Genomic DNA, 14,306 nt, shown 5'->3' with positions numbered 1-14,306 from the left:
AACGGGAGGTTTGCAGCATGGACAAAGAAAAAATGAAAGAACAGATTATGGAAGCACTGGAAGAAGTAAATGACCCCGAATTGGGCATCGATATTGTCAACCTGGGATTGGTTTATGGTGTGGAAATCGATGATGAGGGCAATGTAGAAATTACGATGACCCTTACCGCCATGGGCTGTCCATTGGCCGGCACGATTAGCCAACAGGTGAATGATGCCGTCAAAGATATCGAGGGAGTCAAAAACGTCAATGTTCAAATCGTTTGGAATCCGCCCTGGGATAAAAGCCGTATGTCCAGATATGCCAAGATTGCCCTTGGGATCCCGGATTAAACCATATATCCAATTTAATTAAACAAGGAACACTTCCATGTTCCACATACAAAGACGATACATCTCGATAAATGGGTTGTATCGTCTTTTTCTTTTTTTGAGACAAATAGACAAAGTGACTGTTTTTGACTGAAATTGATTTTTAATGATTGATATTGAACAATTTTGATTGATTTTTGAAAGGGATTACATTATGATTGAAATGAAATTCCATGAAAGAGGTGATTTCTTGCTCACTGCTGAACGACACCGAATTATCCTGGAATTGTTGGCTGAAAAAGAAATCGCTACCATTCAACAATTGGTAGAGGCAACATCTTCCTCTGAGTCTACGATTCGCCGTGATCTGAAACAGTTGGAAGAAAAAAAAAACTGAAACGTGTCCATGGTGGGGCAACCTTATTAAGGCAAAAAAGAGAAGAATTAAGTGTAATTGAGAAATCAACGAAAAACATTCAGGAAAAACAGGCTATTGCCAAATATGCAGCCAGTCTCATTCAAGAACAGGACTGTATTTACCTGGATGCAGGAACCACTACATTACAAATGATTCCCTACATCAAAGCAAAAGATATTATTGTTGTGACCAACGGAGTCATGCATCTGGAAGCTTTATTAAATTATGATATTCCTACCTATTTAACCGGTGGCTTTGTCAAAAAGAAAACAAAGGCATTAATTGGTCGAAATGCAATTAAAAGCCTTGAACATTACAGCTTTGACAAATGCTTTATCGGAGTAAATGCCATTCATCCAGATCATGGCTATACAACACCTGATCCAGAAGAAGCATTTGTCAAGCAAGTAGCCATCCAACTCTCACAACAGGCTTATATCCTGGCTGATCATACCAAATTTGACAAAAGCACATTTGCCAAGATTGCTCCATTATCTGATGCCATCATCATTACCAACCATGCAGATGCGCACAAAATCAAGCCCTATCAATCCAAAACTTCGATCAAGGTTGTGAGAACATGATTTATACGTGTACCTTAAACCCATCCGTTGATTTCATTATCGAAATGGATTCATTTGAAATCGGCAAATTAAATCGCACAAAAAACGTGATGAAATACCCCGGTGGAAAAGGTATCAATGTTTCCCGTGTATTAAAGCGATTAGGGGTGGATAACGTCGCCCTGGGGTTTATCGGAGGACTGACAGGTGACTTCATCACCCATGAGTTGGAAAAGGAACAAATCGCTTACGATTTTGTCAACATTACTGGGGAAACACGAATCAATCTGAAGTTGAAGTCCGATCAGGAGACAGAAATCAATAGTCAAGGCCCATCCATTAGCACCGAACAACAAGCCCGATTACTTGAAAAAATGCAAAACTTAAGAGAAAATGATTATCTCATTTTAGCTGGAAACATTCCTTCTTCACTTCCAGCCAACTTTTATCACTCCATCTTGAAAAGGTTAATGGAGAAAAAAGTAAAAATCATTGTGGATACCAGCGGTACAGCATTAAAAGAACTCATTTCATGCCAACCTTTTTTAATCAAACCCAATCATCACGAATTAGGTGATTTGTTTCATACAACCCTTACCTCTTTAGACGATATCATTACCTACGGCAAGCAACTTGTTTCAATGGGCATTGAAAATGTCATTGTATCAATGGCAGAAAAAGGAGCTCTCTTTTTTAACAAACAGATGACCCTCTTCGCAAACGCTCCAAAGGGTGATGTCAAAAGTTCTGTCGGCGCTGGCGATTCCATGATTGCCGGTTTTCTGGCTATTTATGCAAAAGAAAAAAACGTGGAAAAAGCTTTTCAATATAGCGTCGCTGCTGGAAGTGCAACCGCTTTTTCACCCAATTTATGTACCAGGTCCCAAGTAGAACAACTCGTTCAAAAAATACAAATTACGCATCTGTAAAGGGGGAGGAAAATGAAAATCACGGATTTGCTCAAGCGTGATACCATCATCCTTGACTTGCAATCCAGCACCAAAGAAGAAGTCATTGACGAGCTCATCAACGTCCTGGATCGATCTGGCTGTCTGCAAGACAAAGCGAAGTTCAAAGAAGCCATCCTGGCTCGAGAATCTCAAAGCACTACGGGAATTGGTGAAGGAATTGCCATTCCCCATGCCAAAACAAGTGCCGTAAAAACTCCAGCGCTTGCATTTGGCCGTTCGAAAAAAGGGATTGACTATCAGTCACTGGACAATCAACCCTGTCATTTATTTTTTATGATTGCCGCTCCTGAAGGAGCAAACGAAACACATTTGGAAACACTTGCCCGTTTATCCACTCTGCTCATGAATCCGGATTTTCGTACCCAAATCGAAAACGCTTCCGCCAAAGATGACATCCTGGCAGCCATCAACCAATATGAAACAGAAACAACCGATGAGATTGAAGAGTCACCATCCGTAGAAACCGGAAAGATTTTAGCCGTTACTGCCTGTCCAACAGGCATTGCCCATACCTTTATGGCAGCGGATGCACTAAAAGCCAAGGCCAAAGAAATGAATGTGGACATTAAAGTCGAAACCAATGGTTCAGGTGGGGTCAAAAATCGATTAACGGAACAGGAAATCGCCGATGCTGTCGCCATTATCGTAGCTGCTGACAAACAAGTGGAGATGGAACGTTTTCGTGGAAAACATGTCATTCAGGTTCCGGTAGCTGAAGCGATCCATAAACCTCAGGAATTGATTGAACGTGCCTTAAACCAGGATGCCCCCATCTACCAGGGAAGTGATCCTGACGCTGCGCAATCTGATCAAAATCAACGCCGTCAACGCACGGGATTTTATAAACACTTAATGAATGGTGTTTCTTATATGCTTCCCTTCGTGGTTGGTGGAGGGATTTTAATTGCTATCTCCTTTATTTTTGGGATCAAGGCCTCGGATCCCAATGATCCATCTTTTCACCCCATAGCCAAAACCTTAATGGACATCGGTGGAAAAAATGCCTTTGCCCTCATGATTCCGGTTCTTGCCGGTTTTATTGCAATGAGTATTGCAGATCGTCCTGGTTTTGCCCCTGGACTGGTAGGGGGATATTTGGCAGCCAATGGAGGGGCCGGATTCTTAGGCGGATTAATCGCAGGATTTTTGGCCGGCTATCTGGTTGTAGCCCTAAAGAAAGTGTTTCAAGTACTACCACAATCACTGGAAGGGATCAAACCTGTATTACTCTATCCGCTATTCGGTATCCTGTTTACTGGATGCATCATGATTTTTATTGTGAACGAACCGGTCAAAGCCATAAATGACAGCTTGAAAATATGGCTTGAAAATCTTGGTACTGGCAACCGAATTCTCTTAGGTCTCATCTTGGGCGGAATGATGGCATTTGATATGGGTGGCCCGATTAACAAAGCGGCTTTTACTTTTGGTATTGCCATGATCGATGCTGGAAATTTTGCTCCTCACGCAGCCATTATGGCCGGAGGAATGGTTCCTCCATTGGGTCTTGCACTTGCTACAACCTTCTTCAAAAACAAATTTACCAAAGCAGAACGAGATGCTGGAAAAACATGCTATATTATGGGGGCATCTTTTATCACCGAAGGAGCCATTCCATTTGCAGCAGCTGATCCTGCTCGCGTGATCCCATCAATTATCACTGGTTCTGCGATCGCTGGAGCACTTGCAATGGTATTCAATATTGGCCTGCCAGCGCCTCATGGTGGTGCCTTTGTGATTCCCATTGTCGATGGAAACCCTTGGCTTTACATCTTGTCCATTCTGATTGGTTCCGTTGTCACAGCGATTATGGTTGGATTGTTGAAAAAAGAGATCAAAGAATAGTTTGCTTAGGACAGGCTCTCTTTGGAAAAAGAGATGTCTGTCCTTTTTTTAATCGTTTTAAAGAAAAAAACCGCCCAACTGACAGGCGGTTAAGACTTGGTTCGTGGTCGGGCTGGCTCCATGTTGATTCTTGCCCCGTTGATCTTGGATTGCCTTAACGCTTCATAAACAAATGGAGCCAAATCTTTCGGAACCTCTACAAAAGAGAAACGATCATAAATATTGATTTTACCAATCTGCCGATGGGATATGCCTGCATGCTCTGCAATCGCTTTTGCCAGTTCCTGTGGACCCAGATTTGCATTACGACCTACATTGATAAAGAAACGGACCATTCCAGGCGCAGCACCTGTTTCGCCAAAATTGTATGCGGATTCCTCTGTTTTGGTGATCCGGTCAAAGAAAGCCAAATGCAAAGCAGCGGCCATGATTTTTTCCGCTGAGAATTTTGCTGTCAACTGACGAATCATATCTTCTAACAAAGAAAAATCAATATCCGATTGAATCGTCTCCTCCATTTGTGCAATCCAGCTTTCCTGCTGTTTCGACGCCACTTCTTCCAGTGTTGGAAGCTCTTTGGGTGTCAAACGCGCTCCTGTTTCCTGCTCGATGAGGCGAAGCTGCTTCATTTCTCTTGGCGTAACCAGAGTGAGAGCAATCCCTCTCCGCCCCGCCCGTCCTGTTCGCCCAATGCGATGGACATAACTTTCCACGTCTTGCGGAATATCGTAATTGACCACATGAGATACGCTCCCCACATCGATTCCACGCGCCGCTACATCTGTCGCTATCAGGAGTTCGATCTCTCCTTGACGAAATGCATTCATAACCCGATCACGCTGCTGCTGAGTCAAATCACCATGTAATCCACCTGCCAAATAGCCTCGAGCTTGTAATGCTTCGGTCAATTCATCGACTCCCTTTTTGGTTCGACAGAAAATAATAGACAGATCAATTTCTTCGCTATCCAATATGCGACATAAAGCCTCCACTTTAAAATTTTCCAGCACGCGATAATAAACCTGAGTAATGGCCGGAGCCGTTACTTCACCATGATTGACTGTAATATATCTTGGTTTTCGCATATACTTTTGGGCCAATTGACGAATGGGCGTTGGCATGGTTGCAGAGAAAAGTAAAAGCTGACGCCCTTTTGGTACAAATCGCATCACTTCTTCAATATCATCAATAAATCCCATATCCAGCATTTCATCAGCTTCATCCAGGACGACCATCTGTACATGATTGGTTTTCAATGTACCGCGACGCAGATGATCCAATAATCGTCCGGGGGTTCCGATCACAATATGAACCCCTTGTTGCAAAGCCTTGATTTGTCGGCCAATCGCTTGTCCTCCATAAATGGGTAATGTCTTAACACGCTTTGGGCGACCGATACGCCGAATTTCTTCCGAAACCTGAATGGCCAGTTCACGTGTAGGCGCTAAAACAATACTTTGGACTGCACTTAGCCCGGTATCGATTTTCTCCAATACAGGAATCCCGAATGCTGCCGTTTTCCCTGTCCCGGTCTGCGCCTGGCCAATCACATCTTCTCCGCGCAAAATAGCGGGAATGCATTTTGCCTGAATGGGCGAGGGCTCTTCAAACCCCAAATCCTGAATTCCTTTTAAAATATCTGGACTTAATAGAAATTGCTCAAAACGATTCATTTCTTTGGTTCACCTTTCTTTAAACGTTGCTGTAAGATGAATAAAGCATATTTTGCCGCCATCAGTTGAATTCGCCGGCGAGACCCATGAAGGTCCAATTGATAGACTCGTGTGGTCTTGCCTTCTTCCGCCAAGCCAATCCATACCATTCCCACCGGTTTGTTTTCCACCGATTCAGGACCAGCTACACCTGTGATGCTTAATGCAAAGTCCGAAGCAAATTGTTCACGTGTGTTCTCTGCTAACCATTTCGCTGTTTGAAAGCTGACCGCCCCATGCGTTTCCAATATCTCTTCAGGTACTTTCACCAAGGAAGATTTGATTTCATTGGTATAACAAATCAGACCACCCTTTAGGACTTTACTAGATCCAGGAACTATTGTAAGTAAATGGGTTGTCAAGCCGCCAGTACAGCTTTCAGCAAAGGCAACCGTTTTCTTCTGCTGATTTAAGGATTGGAAAACAACCTCTTCCAATGATTCATTCTTTGTACTGTAACAATAATTTCCCACTCGTCTGAAAATCTCTTTCTCCAAAGGTGTTATCAACCTTTGAGCTTCTTCTTGATCTGTCGCGAAAGCCGTAAGCCTTAAAATAACACCTGCATCTAAAGCATATGTAGCAATCTGCGGATTGGATTGGTTTTGTATCAAATCATAAAGTACCTCTTCCAGACGCGATTCACCGATGCCAAAAAAGGCAAGATCGCGCAAAACAATCACGGATTGATTGGATAATAATTGCATCAAAAAAGGGCGGACACTGGTTTCAAACATGGGTTGTAATTCTTTGGGTGGCCCTGGCAGCAAAATATATGTCACATTATTTTTGGTTACGGCTAAGCCTGGAGCTGTACCATGTTGATTCTGGAATACGACTCCATTTTTAAACACATACGTCTGTTTAAAGTTATTTGGAGGTATGGAACCTGACCGTTTAGCAAAAAACTTGGCCAAATGCGCTAAAACTTCTGAATCCTGAACCAGTTCTTCCTGTAAAAACCTGGCCAATATCTCTTTGGATAAATCATCATCTGTCGGTCCCAGCCCACCACATATAAATACCAATTGCGATCGCAGACTGGCTTGTTGAATTACATCATATAGATGCTTATCATTATCTCCAACAGAAGTATGATAATAAACAGGAATTCCCAAACTGTAACACTCTCTCGATAAATATTGAGAATGCTGGTCCAGCGTTTTTCCTGAAATCAATTCGGTTCCTACTGTAATAATCTCTGCATTCATGAATGGAATCCCTTCTCCTCCCAAAACTATTATTTAGTAAAGGTGACAATTTTTCTGTTTTTGTAGAAATAGTCTAAACCAGATATAATAGTGATGGCTACCATTAATATTGTAGCAATGTCTGCAAATGGGAAAGAAAAAACGGAAAACGGAACGTTATTTAACATTAGCGAAACAATCGCCACAATTTGTATAATCGTTTTTATCTTTCCAAGTGGACTCGCTGCAATCACATAACCTTCAGCTACAGCAATCAGACGAAGCCCTGTAACCGCAAATTCACGGCTAATAATGACAATCGCGATCCACGCTTCCAGTCTTTGCATTTCAACCAAAGAAATTAACGCAGCTGTAATCAGTAATTTATCAGCCAACGGATCCAAAAATTTCCCCAAATTGGTCACCATCTTGTTTTTCCGTGCTATATAACCGTCTAACCCATCCGTCACCGCAGCCAAAATAAAGATAAGGGTTGCCACGAGTTCACTTACTCTTAAAGTGGTATGACTGATATGAATATACCCAGCATCAATGCGTACCAATAAGAAGATCATCACAACAGGCACAAGAAAAATGCGCACAAGCGTAATCTTATTGGCCAAGTTCACAAAAACCTACCTCCCCGATCGATCGCTCTCAATGAACACGGAGGTTCCCCTCACTTCAAAGAGTAACGAGATACTTCGCCCAAATGACAAGCAAGCAGCACGATAAAAATATATGCTGAAAGTGGCTGGTCGCAATTGACTGATTGCTCTAATTACACCACACATCCTCCCGCAAAGAAAGCAAAATCCCATCACACTCATGTCATGCTCTTTAAAGTAATTCTTAGGTAAGTATAAACTAAGCGGATTATACGTGTCAAAAAGAGCAGAAAGGCGTTAACGGGTCACCCTTCTGCTCTTTATAATTAGAAATTAATTCAATTTAAATTGGAATGTATGTGCTTCTTTCATTTCAGAAGTATCAATCACAATATCGTTCACAGACAAAACCACTTGACCTGGCCGGGATATTTTCAGATAAATCCCTTTTTCATGGGACAGTTCTTTGGTTGCCTGATCTGGAATCGTCTCCTCCAAAAGTACTTTCCCTTTTTTATCCTCTGCACGTGCAACCACTTTTGTTGGATCTTTTGCTTTTATTTTGATGTGCAATTGATCGACATTCTTTACCTGATAAACATCCACGCCTGATTCACTTGTTTCTGCTGCTTGCACCAGTTCAACCTCTGCCAAATTTTTCTTCAACGGTTGTTGTCCAGACGTGCTCGGGCTAATGGATCCGGAAGCATCCGCCTGTAAAGGAGTGGACTTTTCATCACTCCATAACCAGATGCAAACAGGAATCAACAAGATCACAACAGCAATCGGGACATAAACATACCAACGGGTAAGCCATTTTTTCCAACCTCCCGCTAAGTCCTGCCTCATTTGCTGTTTTATTTTCATGGTCTCTCTTCTTGATAAAAAGACAGTCAGCCCGGATGGCGAAGAGGTTGTAGAAAGTGATCTCTGGTTTGTTCCATGCTTGGCTGCCTGGTAAGCTTTTAAAATCGGATCTGGATTTACTTCCAGAAAGGAAGCCAGGGAATGAATATATTGTTCACCAGGTACATGAGGAGGTAAAGCCAAAAAATCTCCTTTTTCAATCATGAGAATATAACGTGCAGGGATTTTGGTTTGTTCTTCCACTTGTGTTACAGTCAGTTTTTTTCGTTCCCGAGCAAGTCGCAAGGATTCTGTTACAGGGTTGGACATCACTATCAAGTACCTCCTGATGTCTTTACGTCCAATTTCTCTCAAGTATATCTTATACTCAGAAAAAAAGTCAAAAAAAAAGCCAGCCTGTTCATTTTTTATACAAAGCTGGCTTTTTCGCTATTTCTTCGTAATCTGGATGAGCCCTGCCACTTTAATCGGTTCATTATTTAAATAAACTTTTACATTCTTCGGATTCGCAACCTGAATATAGAGTTCAGGATTTTCATCAAATGAATATTGCATCTCTAACGGGGCGTCTCCCTGTTTGAGTGTTACATCTTTAACATAATCTGTTTTGCTATATTCGTACTGATTACGAATATTAATCCACGAACTACCCGTCGTTGCTTCAATACGAATTTGTAACTCCGTCCCGTTTTCCAATACATATTTATTGGTTGCTGCATCCAATAATTTGACCTGACCAACAGCTCCGCCTGAAGCCTTGGGTGGAGGAGGATTCGATGAATCAGGATGGTTTTGACTTACAGCAGATTTATTTTCCTGGGCCTGTCCTGTTTGGTTTTTATCATCCTTGAACAGCAAGTAATAGCTTAACAGGACCAATGGAATACAAACAGCTGTCGCTATAAAGACCATGGTTAAGCGTTTGCCTGGTCCTTGGCGCCTTTTTGTTTTTCCTCTTCTACCCCGTGTTGGAAAAGGCCTCTCATCACTTTCTGCTCTATTTTCCACTTCTGGCGGAATGGTTTGAGATGGCTCGGGTTTGGTTTTAACAAAGCTTTTAGACACTTGTCTTTTGCCTTGGCCCGTATCTCTACGCAAATCCCTTCCGGGATCTGTATTAGCTCCTACAGCTTGTCCAGGAGCCGTTTGTCTTTTACTAGCAGAAAACGATGCAGACATTTCCATTTGCCCTTGGTTTTGGGGACGTAGAGACATTCTTGTTTTTTCCCTTGTAAATACACTGGTTTGATTTATATTTTCATTTTTCTTCTGAATCGGCGAAGGAGGTATACTATTCTCTTTTCGTCTTTCAAACCCTGGAGCCGTCAGTTCTTTGGCTATTGCCTGTTCCTGGATGGATTGTTCAATCAGGCTCGGATTAAACTGCTGGGTTGCGAAACGATTTGCCCTCTTTGGCTTATACTGATTTTGTCCGGATGCCACTGTCAACGCCGTTTGCCTGCTGATTCGTCTGGTTTTGTTCATTCCTGCATGACTTTGTGTTCGGGTACTTCCAGTATCTGAAAAGGATCCTTGATTAACAGGAATATGCCTTGCTGTACTTTGCATTAAACGATTACTGCCGTGTATTCCTTTATTCAAGAATCTCTCTTCTTGCTCCTGTTTACGATATTGACGTAATATGTGCTGAGGTTCGATCCTTAAACAATTGGCATATGAGCGAAGATATGTACGAACATAAAATGGACTCGGTAACTTATGAAATTCTCCGTTTTCTATAGCAATCAAAAATGATTTCTGAATTTTGGTTTTTTCCTGAACCTCATCAAGAGATAGCCCGATTTGTTCTCGAGTTTGACGTAAAAACGAACCTATTTCAACAGACACCCCAGCCACCTCCTTAAAGGTTGTTGAATGTCCGCTATCCCTAAAACGGAAACATTCGATAACTCATTCCAAAAAATTTTTATTTCAAATTATTTCGCTATCAGCATATCACGGGGAAGACTCATGTGTCAAAAAAGCTCTCACAAGTTTGAGAGCTTTACTAACTATTTACTTTTAGATAAACCAAACCCAATGCGGCAATGACCCACAACACAGTACTCGCTATCAAAATTCCTGTAAAAACAGGCTGGGAAGCTTTTTTCTTTTGTTTTACTTTACTTCTCCGTCCTGTTCTGCTTAATTTCTCCGTGCGAGACAATTTCTGTTTTTGTTCAGACATATGAACCGATGGATCAATCAATTCGCTATCTGATGGAGAAACATTCCTTCTCCCTCGATATGGTCGGGTTTCTACCAATAGATCATGATCACGGCTAACAGATAAGGATCTATTTGAACGCGTTACCTCTCTTTGCTCTTCTTGCTGTGGAATCGGATTCATTTGATAACGCTTGGTTTCTTGCAAGCGATAGGAACCAGTTTCCTGATAGGGCTTTTGGTTTCCCAAATACGAATTTGTGTGATTTAACGTGCGATAAGCTCTGGTTTGGACCCGTTGAGTTGAATGAGTATGGTCACCTGTAAAAGACAAGCCTGCATTTTTTAGTAGCAGTTGTGGATTTAACCCCACATGTTTCGCATAGATCCGTATGTAAGAACGCAAATAGGTCGGATTCGGAAACAGGTCAAATCGCCCTCGCTCTATGGCCTCTACATATTTTATATCAATATGAATCTTCTCTGCAATCTCTTCTATACTCATTCCAAGTGCTTGGCGTGCCTGTTTTAATTGTTTACCAATTTCTACAGACAAATATGATCACCTCCTTTGTCTACAAACATATTATAAAGATTATTTTTTGATTTGCACACGATAACTTTTTGCAAGATCTTGAGCAGAAGTATCCAAAAGTTGATCATTGATGGTAACTTCAAAATTGGACGGAACCTCCAGCCAGAACCAAACCATGCTTTTTCCACTTGTGTCCATTTTAAAAACTTCTCCAGGTTTTAAAATGCCTTCTTTATAATTATCTTTTGATGCACCATATCGAAACTTTGTTGGCTCATTTTTTCCCAAAAACTTCACTTCCAGCCTGTCCACATTTGTAATATAAAACATTTGTCCCAATAAATCATTGGCTTCACCCGGTTCAAGCAGAGGGGTCATCTTGTTCTTGACTTGAGGGTTATTGGGCGTAGAATCCAAAGATGCTTGATATTTTGGTTTTTCATCAGATAAACTGCTATAATAGTAGTAACCTCCTCCACCAATTAACAATAAAGCACCAATCACTGCGATCAGTGTGAATGACCTCCCCTTCTTCTTGCCCTTATCCCTTGATAATGAAGTCGATTCTTTGGCCTTCATTGCCACTTTCCGCGGTAAAAACTTTCGATTAAGATGAGGACTGCTCATATAAATCGTGTTCATATCCAGTGCCTGTTTATCAGGATTGGAAGGGGAGGAAATCGGATTGAATTTGGTCGTTTTTTCTCTTTCATTACGCGCAAATTGTTGGTTATGATCCGTTCGTGATGAACGAATTTGCGGATTCGTAGCTCCTTGTGGAGTGACAGCATTTTTCGACATACTTTCATATTGATCAATAAGGGGTTGTGCGGGCAGCCCCAATTCTTTTGCATATGCTCGAATATAGGCACGAACATAGACCGGATTGGACAAAGACTCAAAATGATCACTTTCCAGAGCCCGTAAATAGCTGATATGAATTTTTGTTCTTCTCTCCATTTCCTCCAGGCTATAGCCTAACTGCTTACGAGCTTGTTTGAGTTGCTGACCAACAGATAACATGATTGCCCCTCCTGAATCATTTTTGTCTATCTTCAAAAAAATTCCGTTCCTCGTTCCACAACTTCATAGGTAATTTGCTCATCGGGATCATTTCTCAGTTCAATGATGTAATCAAAATCATTCAGCGTAAATTCCGTATTCTGTACAAAAATATCGGGATGCTCAATGACTTTGCTCGCATTCATTCTAAAAATTTCGCGAATCAGCATATCATGTTGTTCCGTTGAACGCATGGTTGATACGATCCCATCAATGATATACACATGATGTTCAGACAGTTCGTCATGTGCCAACTGACTTCGGATCGTTTGCTTCAGTAACGTTGAAGATACAAAGATCCATTTTTTATTTGCACAGACACTGGAAGCCACAATCGATTCCGATTTGCCAACTCTAGGCATTCCTCGTACGCCGATGAGTTGGTGCCCTTCCCTTTTTAATAGCTCCGCCATAAAATCAACCAGTAAACCCAATTCATCCCGCGTAAAACGAAATGTTCTCTTATCTTCCAAACAACGATCCAAATATCTGCCATGCCGTACAGCCATTCGATCCACTAATTTTGGAGGACGTAAGGCAGTAATTGTGATGTTATCCACTTGATGCAATATTTGCCTTAACACTTCAATTTTTTTATGGTCATTCGTCCTTAATAACATGCCACGGCGCTGATTTTCTACCCCATTAATGGTCACTATATTTATTGAAAGCATTCCCAATAAGGAAGCTATATCTCCCAATAATCCTGGACGATTCTTGTGAATCTCATATTCCAGATACCATTCATCATGATTCAATGAGCACACTCCTCCCCATTTTGCCCTAATTTATGTTCTTAAGTATACCATATGTTTAAAAATGTGCGAAGTCTTTCCATAAAAGTACCATTTATTTTTAAAAGACAAAACGCCCATATTCCATTTGGGCGTTTGTCTATATCCTATCTGTTTCCGTCACTAACTAATTTCACCATTAATCCCGCAATGGTTTTTTGTTCCTGCTCATCGGCGACATCCCAAAGATCCTTTAATAAACGTTCCTGTTCATTTTTTGGATCGACACCCTTAGCCAGATAATCTCCCAATTCATAAGCCAAATTACTGATGGTTTGCTGATCCATCCCCATATTCTGTGCTTGATTTACACGTGAAGACAAAAAGTTCTTCCATTCCTGGAAGTTTTCTAAAACGGACATAATCAGGAGCCTCCTTTGTTGACTTAAATCATTCTACGTGTAATATGACCAATACACCTTTTTTTTATGCGGAAGACTCCATCACCAAACCGCCTGTACGCAAGGAAATTCCTATGTATACCAGCCACCATTAATATGAATAATTTGCCCGGTAATGTAAGAGGCTTCAGGAAGACAAAGATATCGAACCAATGACCCTACTTCTTCAGGCATTCCCAATCTTCCCATCGGAATTTCTTCAGCCAGCTCTTCTTGCTCACCAGGGGTTAATTGCTTCTCCAACATGGGTGTTTGAATCGCCCCAGGAGCTACCGCATTGACAGTAATCCCTGATGGGGCCAGTTCTTTGGCTAAAGCCTTGGTCATACCATTAATGGCACCTTTGGCTGCAGAATACAACACTTCACCGGCACCGCCGGTTTCACCCCATATCGATGACAGTAGAATGATGCGTCCATTTTTTTGCTGTAACAAATAGGGCAATCCTAACTGAATCAAATGAAAAGCTCCTCGCACATGGGTATCCATGACTTTTTCATATTGTTTCTCTGTCACATCTTGAAATAATCCAACTTGTGATATACCCGCACTATGAATGAGCAAAGTGGGAGCACCCATTGCATAGCGAATTTGTTGATAAGCTTCATGCATCGAAGAGAAATCCGTCACATCGATCTTTACAGCAAAAGCATGGATTCCTCTTTTTTGACAATCCTGTACGATCTTTTCGGCTTGCTGTTTCCCTTTAAAATAACCAACTGCAATATTTGCCCCTGCTTCGGCAAGTGTAATGGCAATGCTTCCTCCGATTCCACCACTTGCTCCTGTAATCCATGCTGTGTGCCCAGCCAGTGGCTTCATTCTTTTCCCTCCAAAAAAAAGCGTATCTTCCCAAGCACTGA

The 14,306-nt window shown here is 41.6% G+C and carries 13 protein-coding genes and 1 pseudogene; 4 read left to right on the top strand and 10 right to left on the bottom strand.

The features are described 5' to 3' along the window. Positions 1 to 17 precede the first annotated feature (17 nt). The 4 genes and pseudogenes from BMZ78_RS08245 to BMZ78_RS08230 all read left to right on the top strand — a co-directional run bounded on the left by BMZ78_RS08245 (position 18) and on the right by BMZ78_RS08230 (position 4,108). Positions 18 to 332 carry a metal-sulfur cluster assembly factor gene (locus BMZ78_RS08245; protein ID WP_093229469.1) on the top strand — a complete coding sequence of 105 codons (315 nt, stop codon included), beginning with the start codon at positions 18 to 20 and terminating at the stop codon, positions 330 to 332. Between the two features lie 229 nt (positions 333 to 561). Continuing rightward, positions 562 to 1,313 (top strand): annotated as a pseudogene (locus BMZ78_RS08240) (DeoR/GlpR family DNA-binding transcription regulator). Next, entirely contained in the window at positions 1,310 to 2,221 is a 912-nt protein-coding gene (gene pfkB, locus BMZ78_RS08235) for a 1-phosphofructokinase (protein WP_093229468.1), read from the top strand. Before BMZ78_RS08240 ends, pfkB begins: the two are co-directional and overlap by 4 nt. A gap of 12 nt (positions 2,222 to 2,233) precedes the next feature. After that, on the top strand, positions 2,234 to 4,108 hold the full coding sequence (locus BMZ78_RS08230; protein WP_093229466.1) for a PTS fructose transporter subunit IIABC: 1,875 nt from the start codon (positions 2,234 to 2,236) through the stop codon (positions 4,106 to 4,108). Positions 4,109 to 4,197: 89 nt separating this feature from the next. On the opposite strand, the gene BMZ78_RS08225 is transcribed toward BMZ78_RS08230, so the two are convergent. The 10 genes from BMZ78_RS08225 to ymfI form a co-directional block, all read right to left on the bottom strand. Next, a complete protein-coding gene (locus tag BMZ78_RS08225) occupies positions 4,198 to 5,781 on the bottom strand; it encodes a DEAD/DEAH box helicase (RefSeq protein ID WP_093229465.1) in 1,584 nt (527 codons plus the stop codon). Continuing rightward, positions 5,778 to 7,031, bottom strand: coding sequence for a competence/damage-inducible protein A (locus BMZ78_RS08220; RefSeq protein ID WP_093229463.1), 1,254 nt, complete (start codon positions 7,029 to 7,031; stop codon positions 5,778 to 5,780). The genes BMZ78_RS08225 and BMZ78_RS08220 overlap by 4 nt, the downstream gene beginning before the upstream one ends. Positions 7,032 to 7,060: 29 nt before the next feature. Then, positions 7,061 to 7,639 (bottom strand): CDP-diacylglycerol--glycerol-3-phosphate 3-phosphatidyltransferase, encoded by a 579-nt coding sequence (pgsA, locus tag BMZ78_RS08215; protein WP_093229462.1) that lies wholly within the window; start codon positions 7,637 to 7,639, stop codon positions 7,061 to 7,063. A gap of 312 nt (positions 7,640 to 7,951) precedes the next feature. Then, the gene (locus BMZ78_RS08210; protein ID WP_093229460.1) at positions 7,952 to 8,794 is read right to left on the bottom strand and encodes a helix-turn-helix domain-containing protein; all 843 of its coding nucleotides are present in this window, start codon (positions 8,792 to 8,794) and stop codon (positions 7,952 to 7,954) included. 120 nt (positions 8,795 to 8,914) lie between these two features. After that, positions 8,915 to 10,333 carry a helix-turn-helix domain-containing protein gene (locus BMZ78_RS08205; RefSeq protein ID WP_175482365.1) on the bottom strand — a complete coding sequence of 473 codons (1,419 nt, stop codon included), beginning with the start codon at positions 10,331 to 10,333 and terminating at the stop codon, positions 8,915 to 8,917. A 160-nt stretch (positions 10,334 to 10,493) separates the two neighbouring features. Beyond that, entirely contained in the window at positions 10,494 to 11,207 is a 714-nt protein-coding gene (locus BMZ78_RS08200) for a helix-turn-helix domain-containing protein (RefSeq protein ID WP_093229457.1), read from the bottom strand. 39 nt (positions 11,208 to 11,246) lie between these two features. Further along, complete coding sequence (locus BMZ78_RS08195; protein WP_093229456.1) at positions 11,247 to 12,209, bottom strand: helix-turn-helix domain-containing protein; 963 nt, start codon at positions 12,207 to 12,209, stop codon at positions 11,247 to 11,249. Positions 12,210 to 12,241: 32 nt separating this feature from the next. Beyond that, entirely contained in the window at positions 12,242 to 13,006 is a 765-nt protein-coding gene (locus BMZ78_RS08190) for a DUF3388 domain-containing protein (protein ID WP_093229454.1), read from the bottom strand. A 143-nt stretch (positions 13,007 to 13,149) separates the two neighbouring features. Next, positions 13,150 to 13,404 (bottom strand): DUF3243 domain-containing protein, encoded by a 255-nt coding sequence (locus tag BMZ78_RS08185; protein ID WP_093229453.1) that lies wholly within the window; start codon positions 13,402 to 13,404, stop codon positions 13,150 to 13,152. 111 nt (positions 13,405 to 13,515) lie between these two features. Then, positions 13,516 to 14,265, bottom strand: coding sequence for an elongation factor P 5-aminopentanone reductase (ymfI, locus tag BMZ78_RS08180; RefSeq protein ID WP_093229451.1), 750 nt, complete (start codon positions 14,263 to 14,265; stop codon positions 13,516 to 13,518). Positions 14,266 to 14,306: the final 41 nt, after the last annotated feature.

Origin of the sequence: Thermoflavimicrobium dichotomicum, from assembly GCF_900114055.1 — a bacterium.
GTDB classification, from domain to species: Bacteria; Bacillota; Bacilli; order Thermoactinomycetales; family Thermoactinomycetaceae; genus Thermoflavimicrobium; species Thermoflavimicrobium dichotomicum.
The sequence above is the reverse complement of the archived record's forward strand: the minus strand, read 5'-3'. Positions and strand labels throughout refer to the sequence as shown.

Excerpts from the sequence above, each read along its gene's own strand:
- BMZ78_RS08220 (WP_093229463.1), bottom strand. The coding sequence starts at position 7,031 with ATGAATGCAGAGATTATTACAGTAGGAACCGAATTGATTTCAGGAAAA.
- ymfI (WP_093229451.1), bottom strand. The coding sequence starts at position 14,265 with ATGAAGCCACTGGCTGGGCACACAGCATGGATTACAGGAGCAAGTGGT.
- BMZ78_RS08185 (WP_093229453.1), bottom strand. The coding sequence starts at position 13,404 with ATGTCCGTTTTAGAAAACTTCCAGGAATGGAAGAACTTTTTGTCTTCA.
- pfkB (WP_093229468.1), top strand. The coding sequence starts at position 1,310 with ATGATTTATACGTGTACCTTAAACCCATCCGTTGATTTCATTATCGAA.
- BMZ78_RS08225 (WP_093229465.1), bottom strand. The coding sequence starts at position 5,781 with ATGAATCGTTTTGAGCAATTTCTATTAAGTCCAGATATTTTAAAAGGA.
- BMZ78_RS08245 (WP_093229469.1), top strand. The coding sequence starts at position 18 with ATGGACAAAGAAAAAATGAAAGAACAGATTATGGAAGCACTGGAAGAA.
- BMZ78_RS08230 (WP_093229466.1), top strand. The coding sequence starts at position 2,234 with ATGAAAATCACGGATTTGCTCAAGCGTGATACCATCATCCTTGACTTG.
- BMZ78_RS08210 (WP_093229460.1), bottom strand. The coding sequence starts at position 8,794 with ATGTCCAACCCTGTAACAGAATCCTTGCGACTTGCTCGGGAACGAAAA.
- BMZ78_RS08195 (WP_093229456.1), bottom strand. The coding sequence starts at position 12,209 with ATGTTATCTGTTGGTCAGCAACTCAAACAAGCTCGTAAGCAGTTAGGC.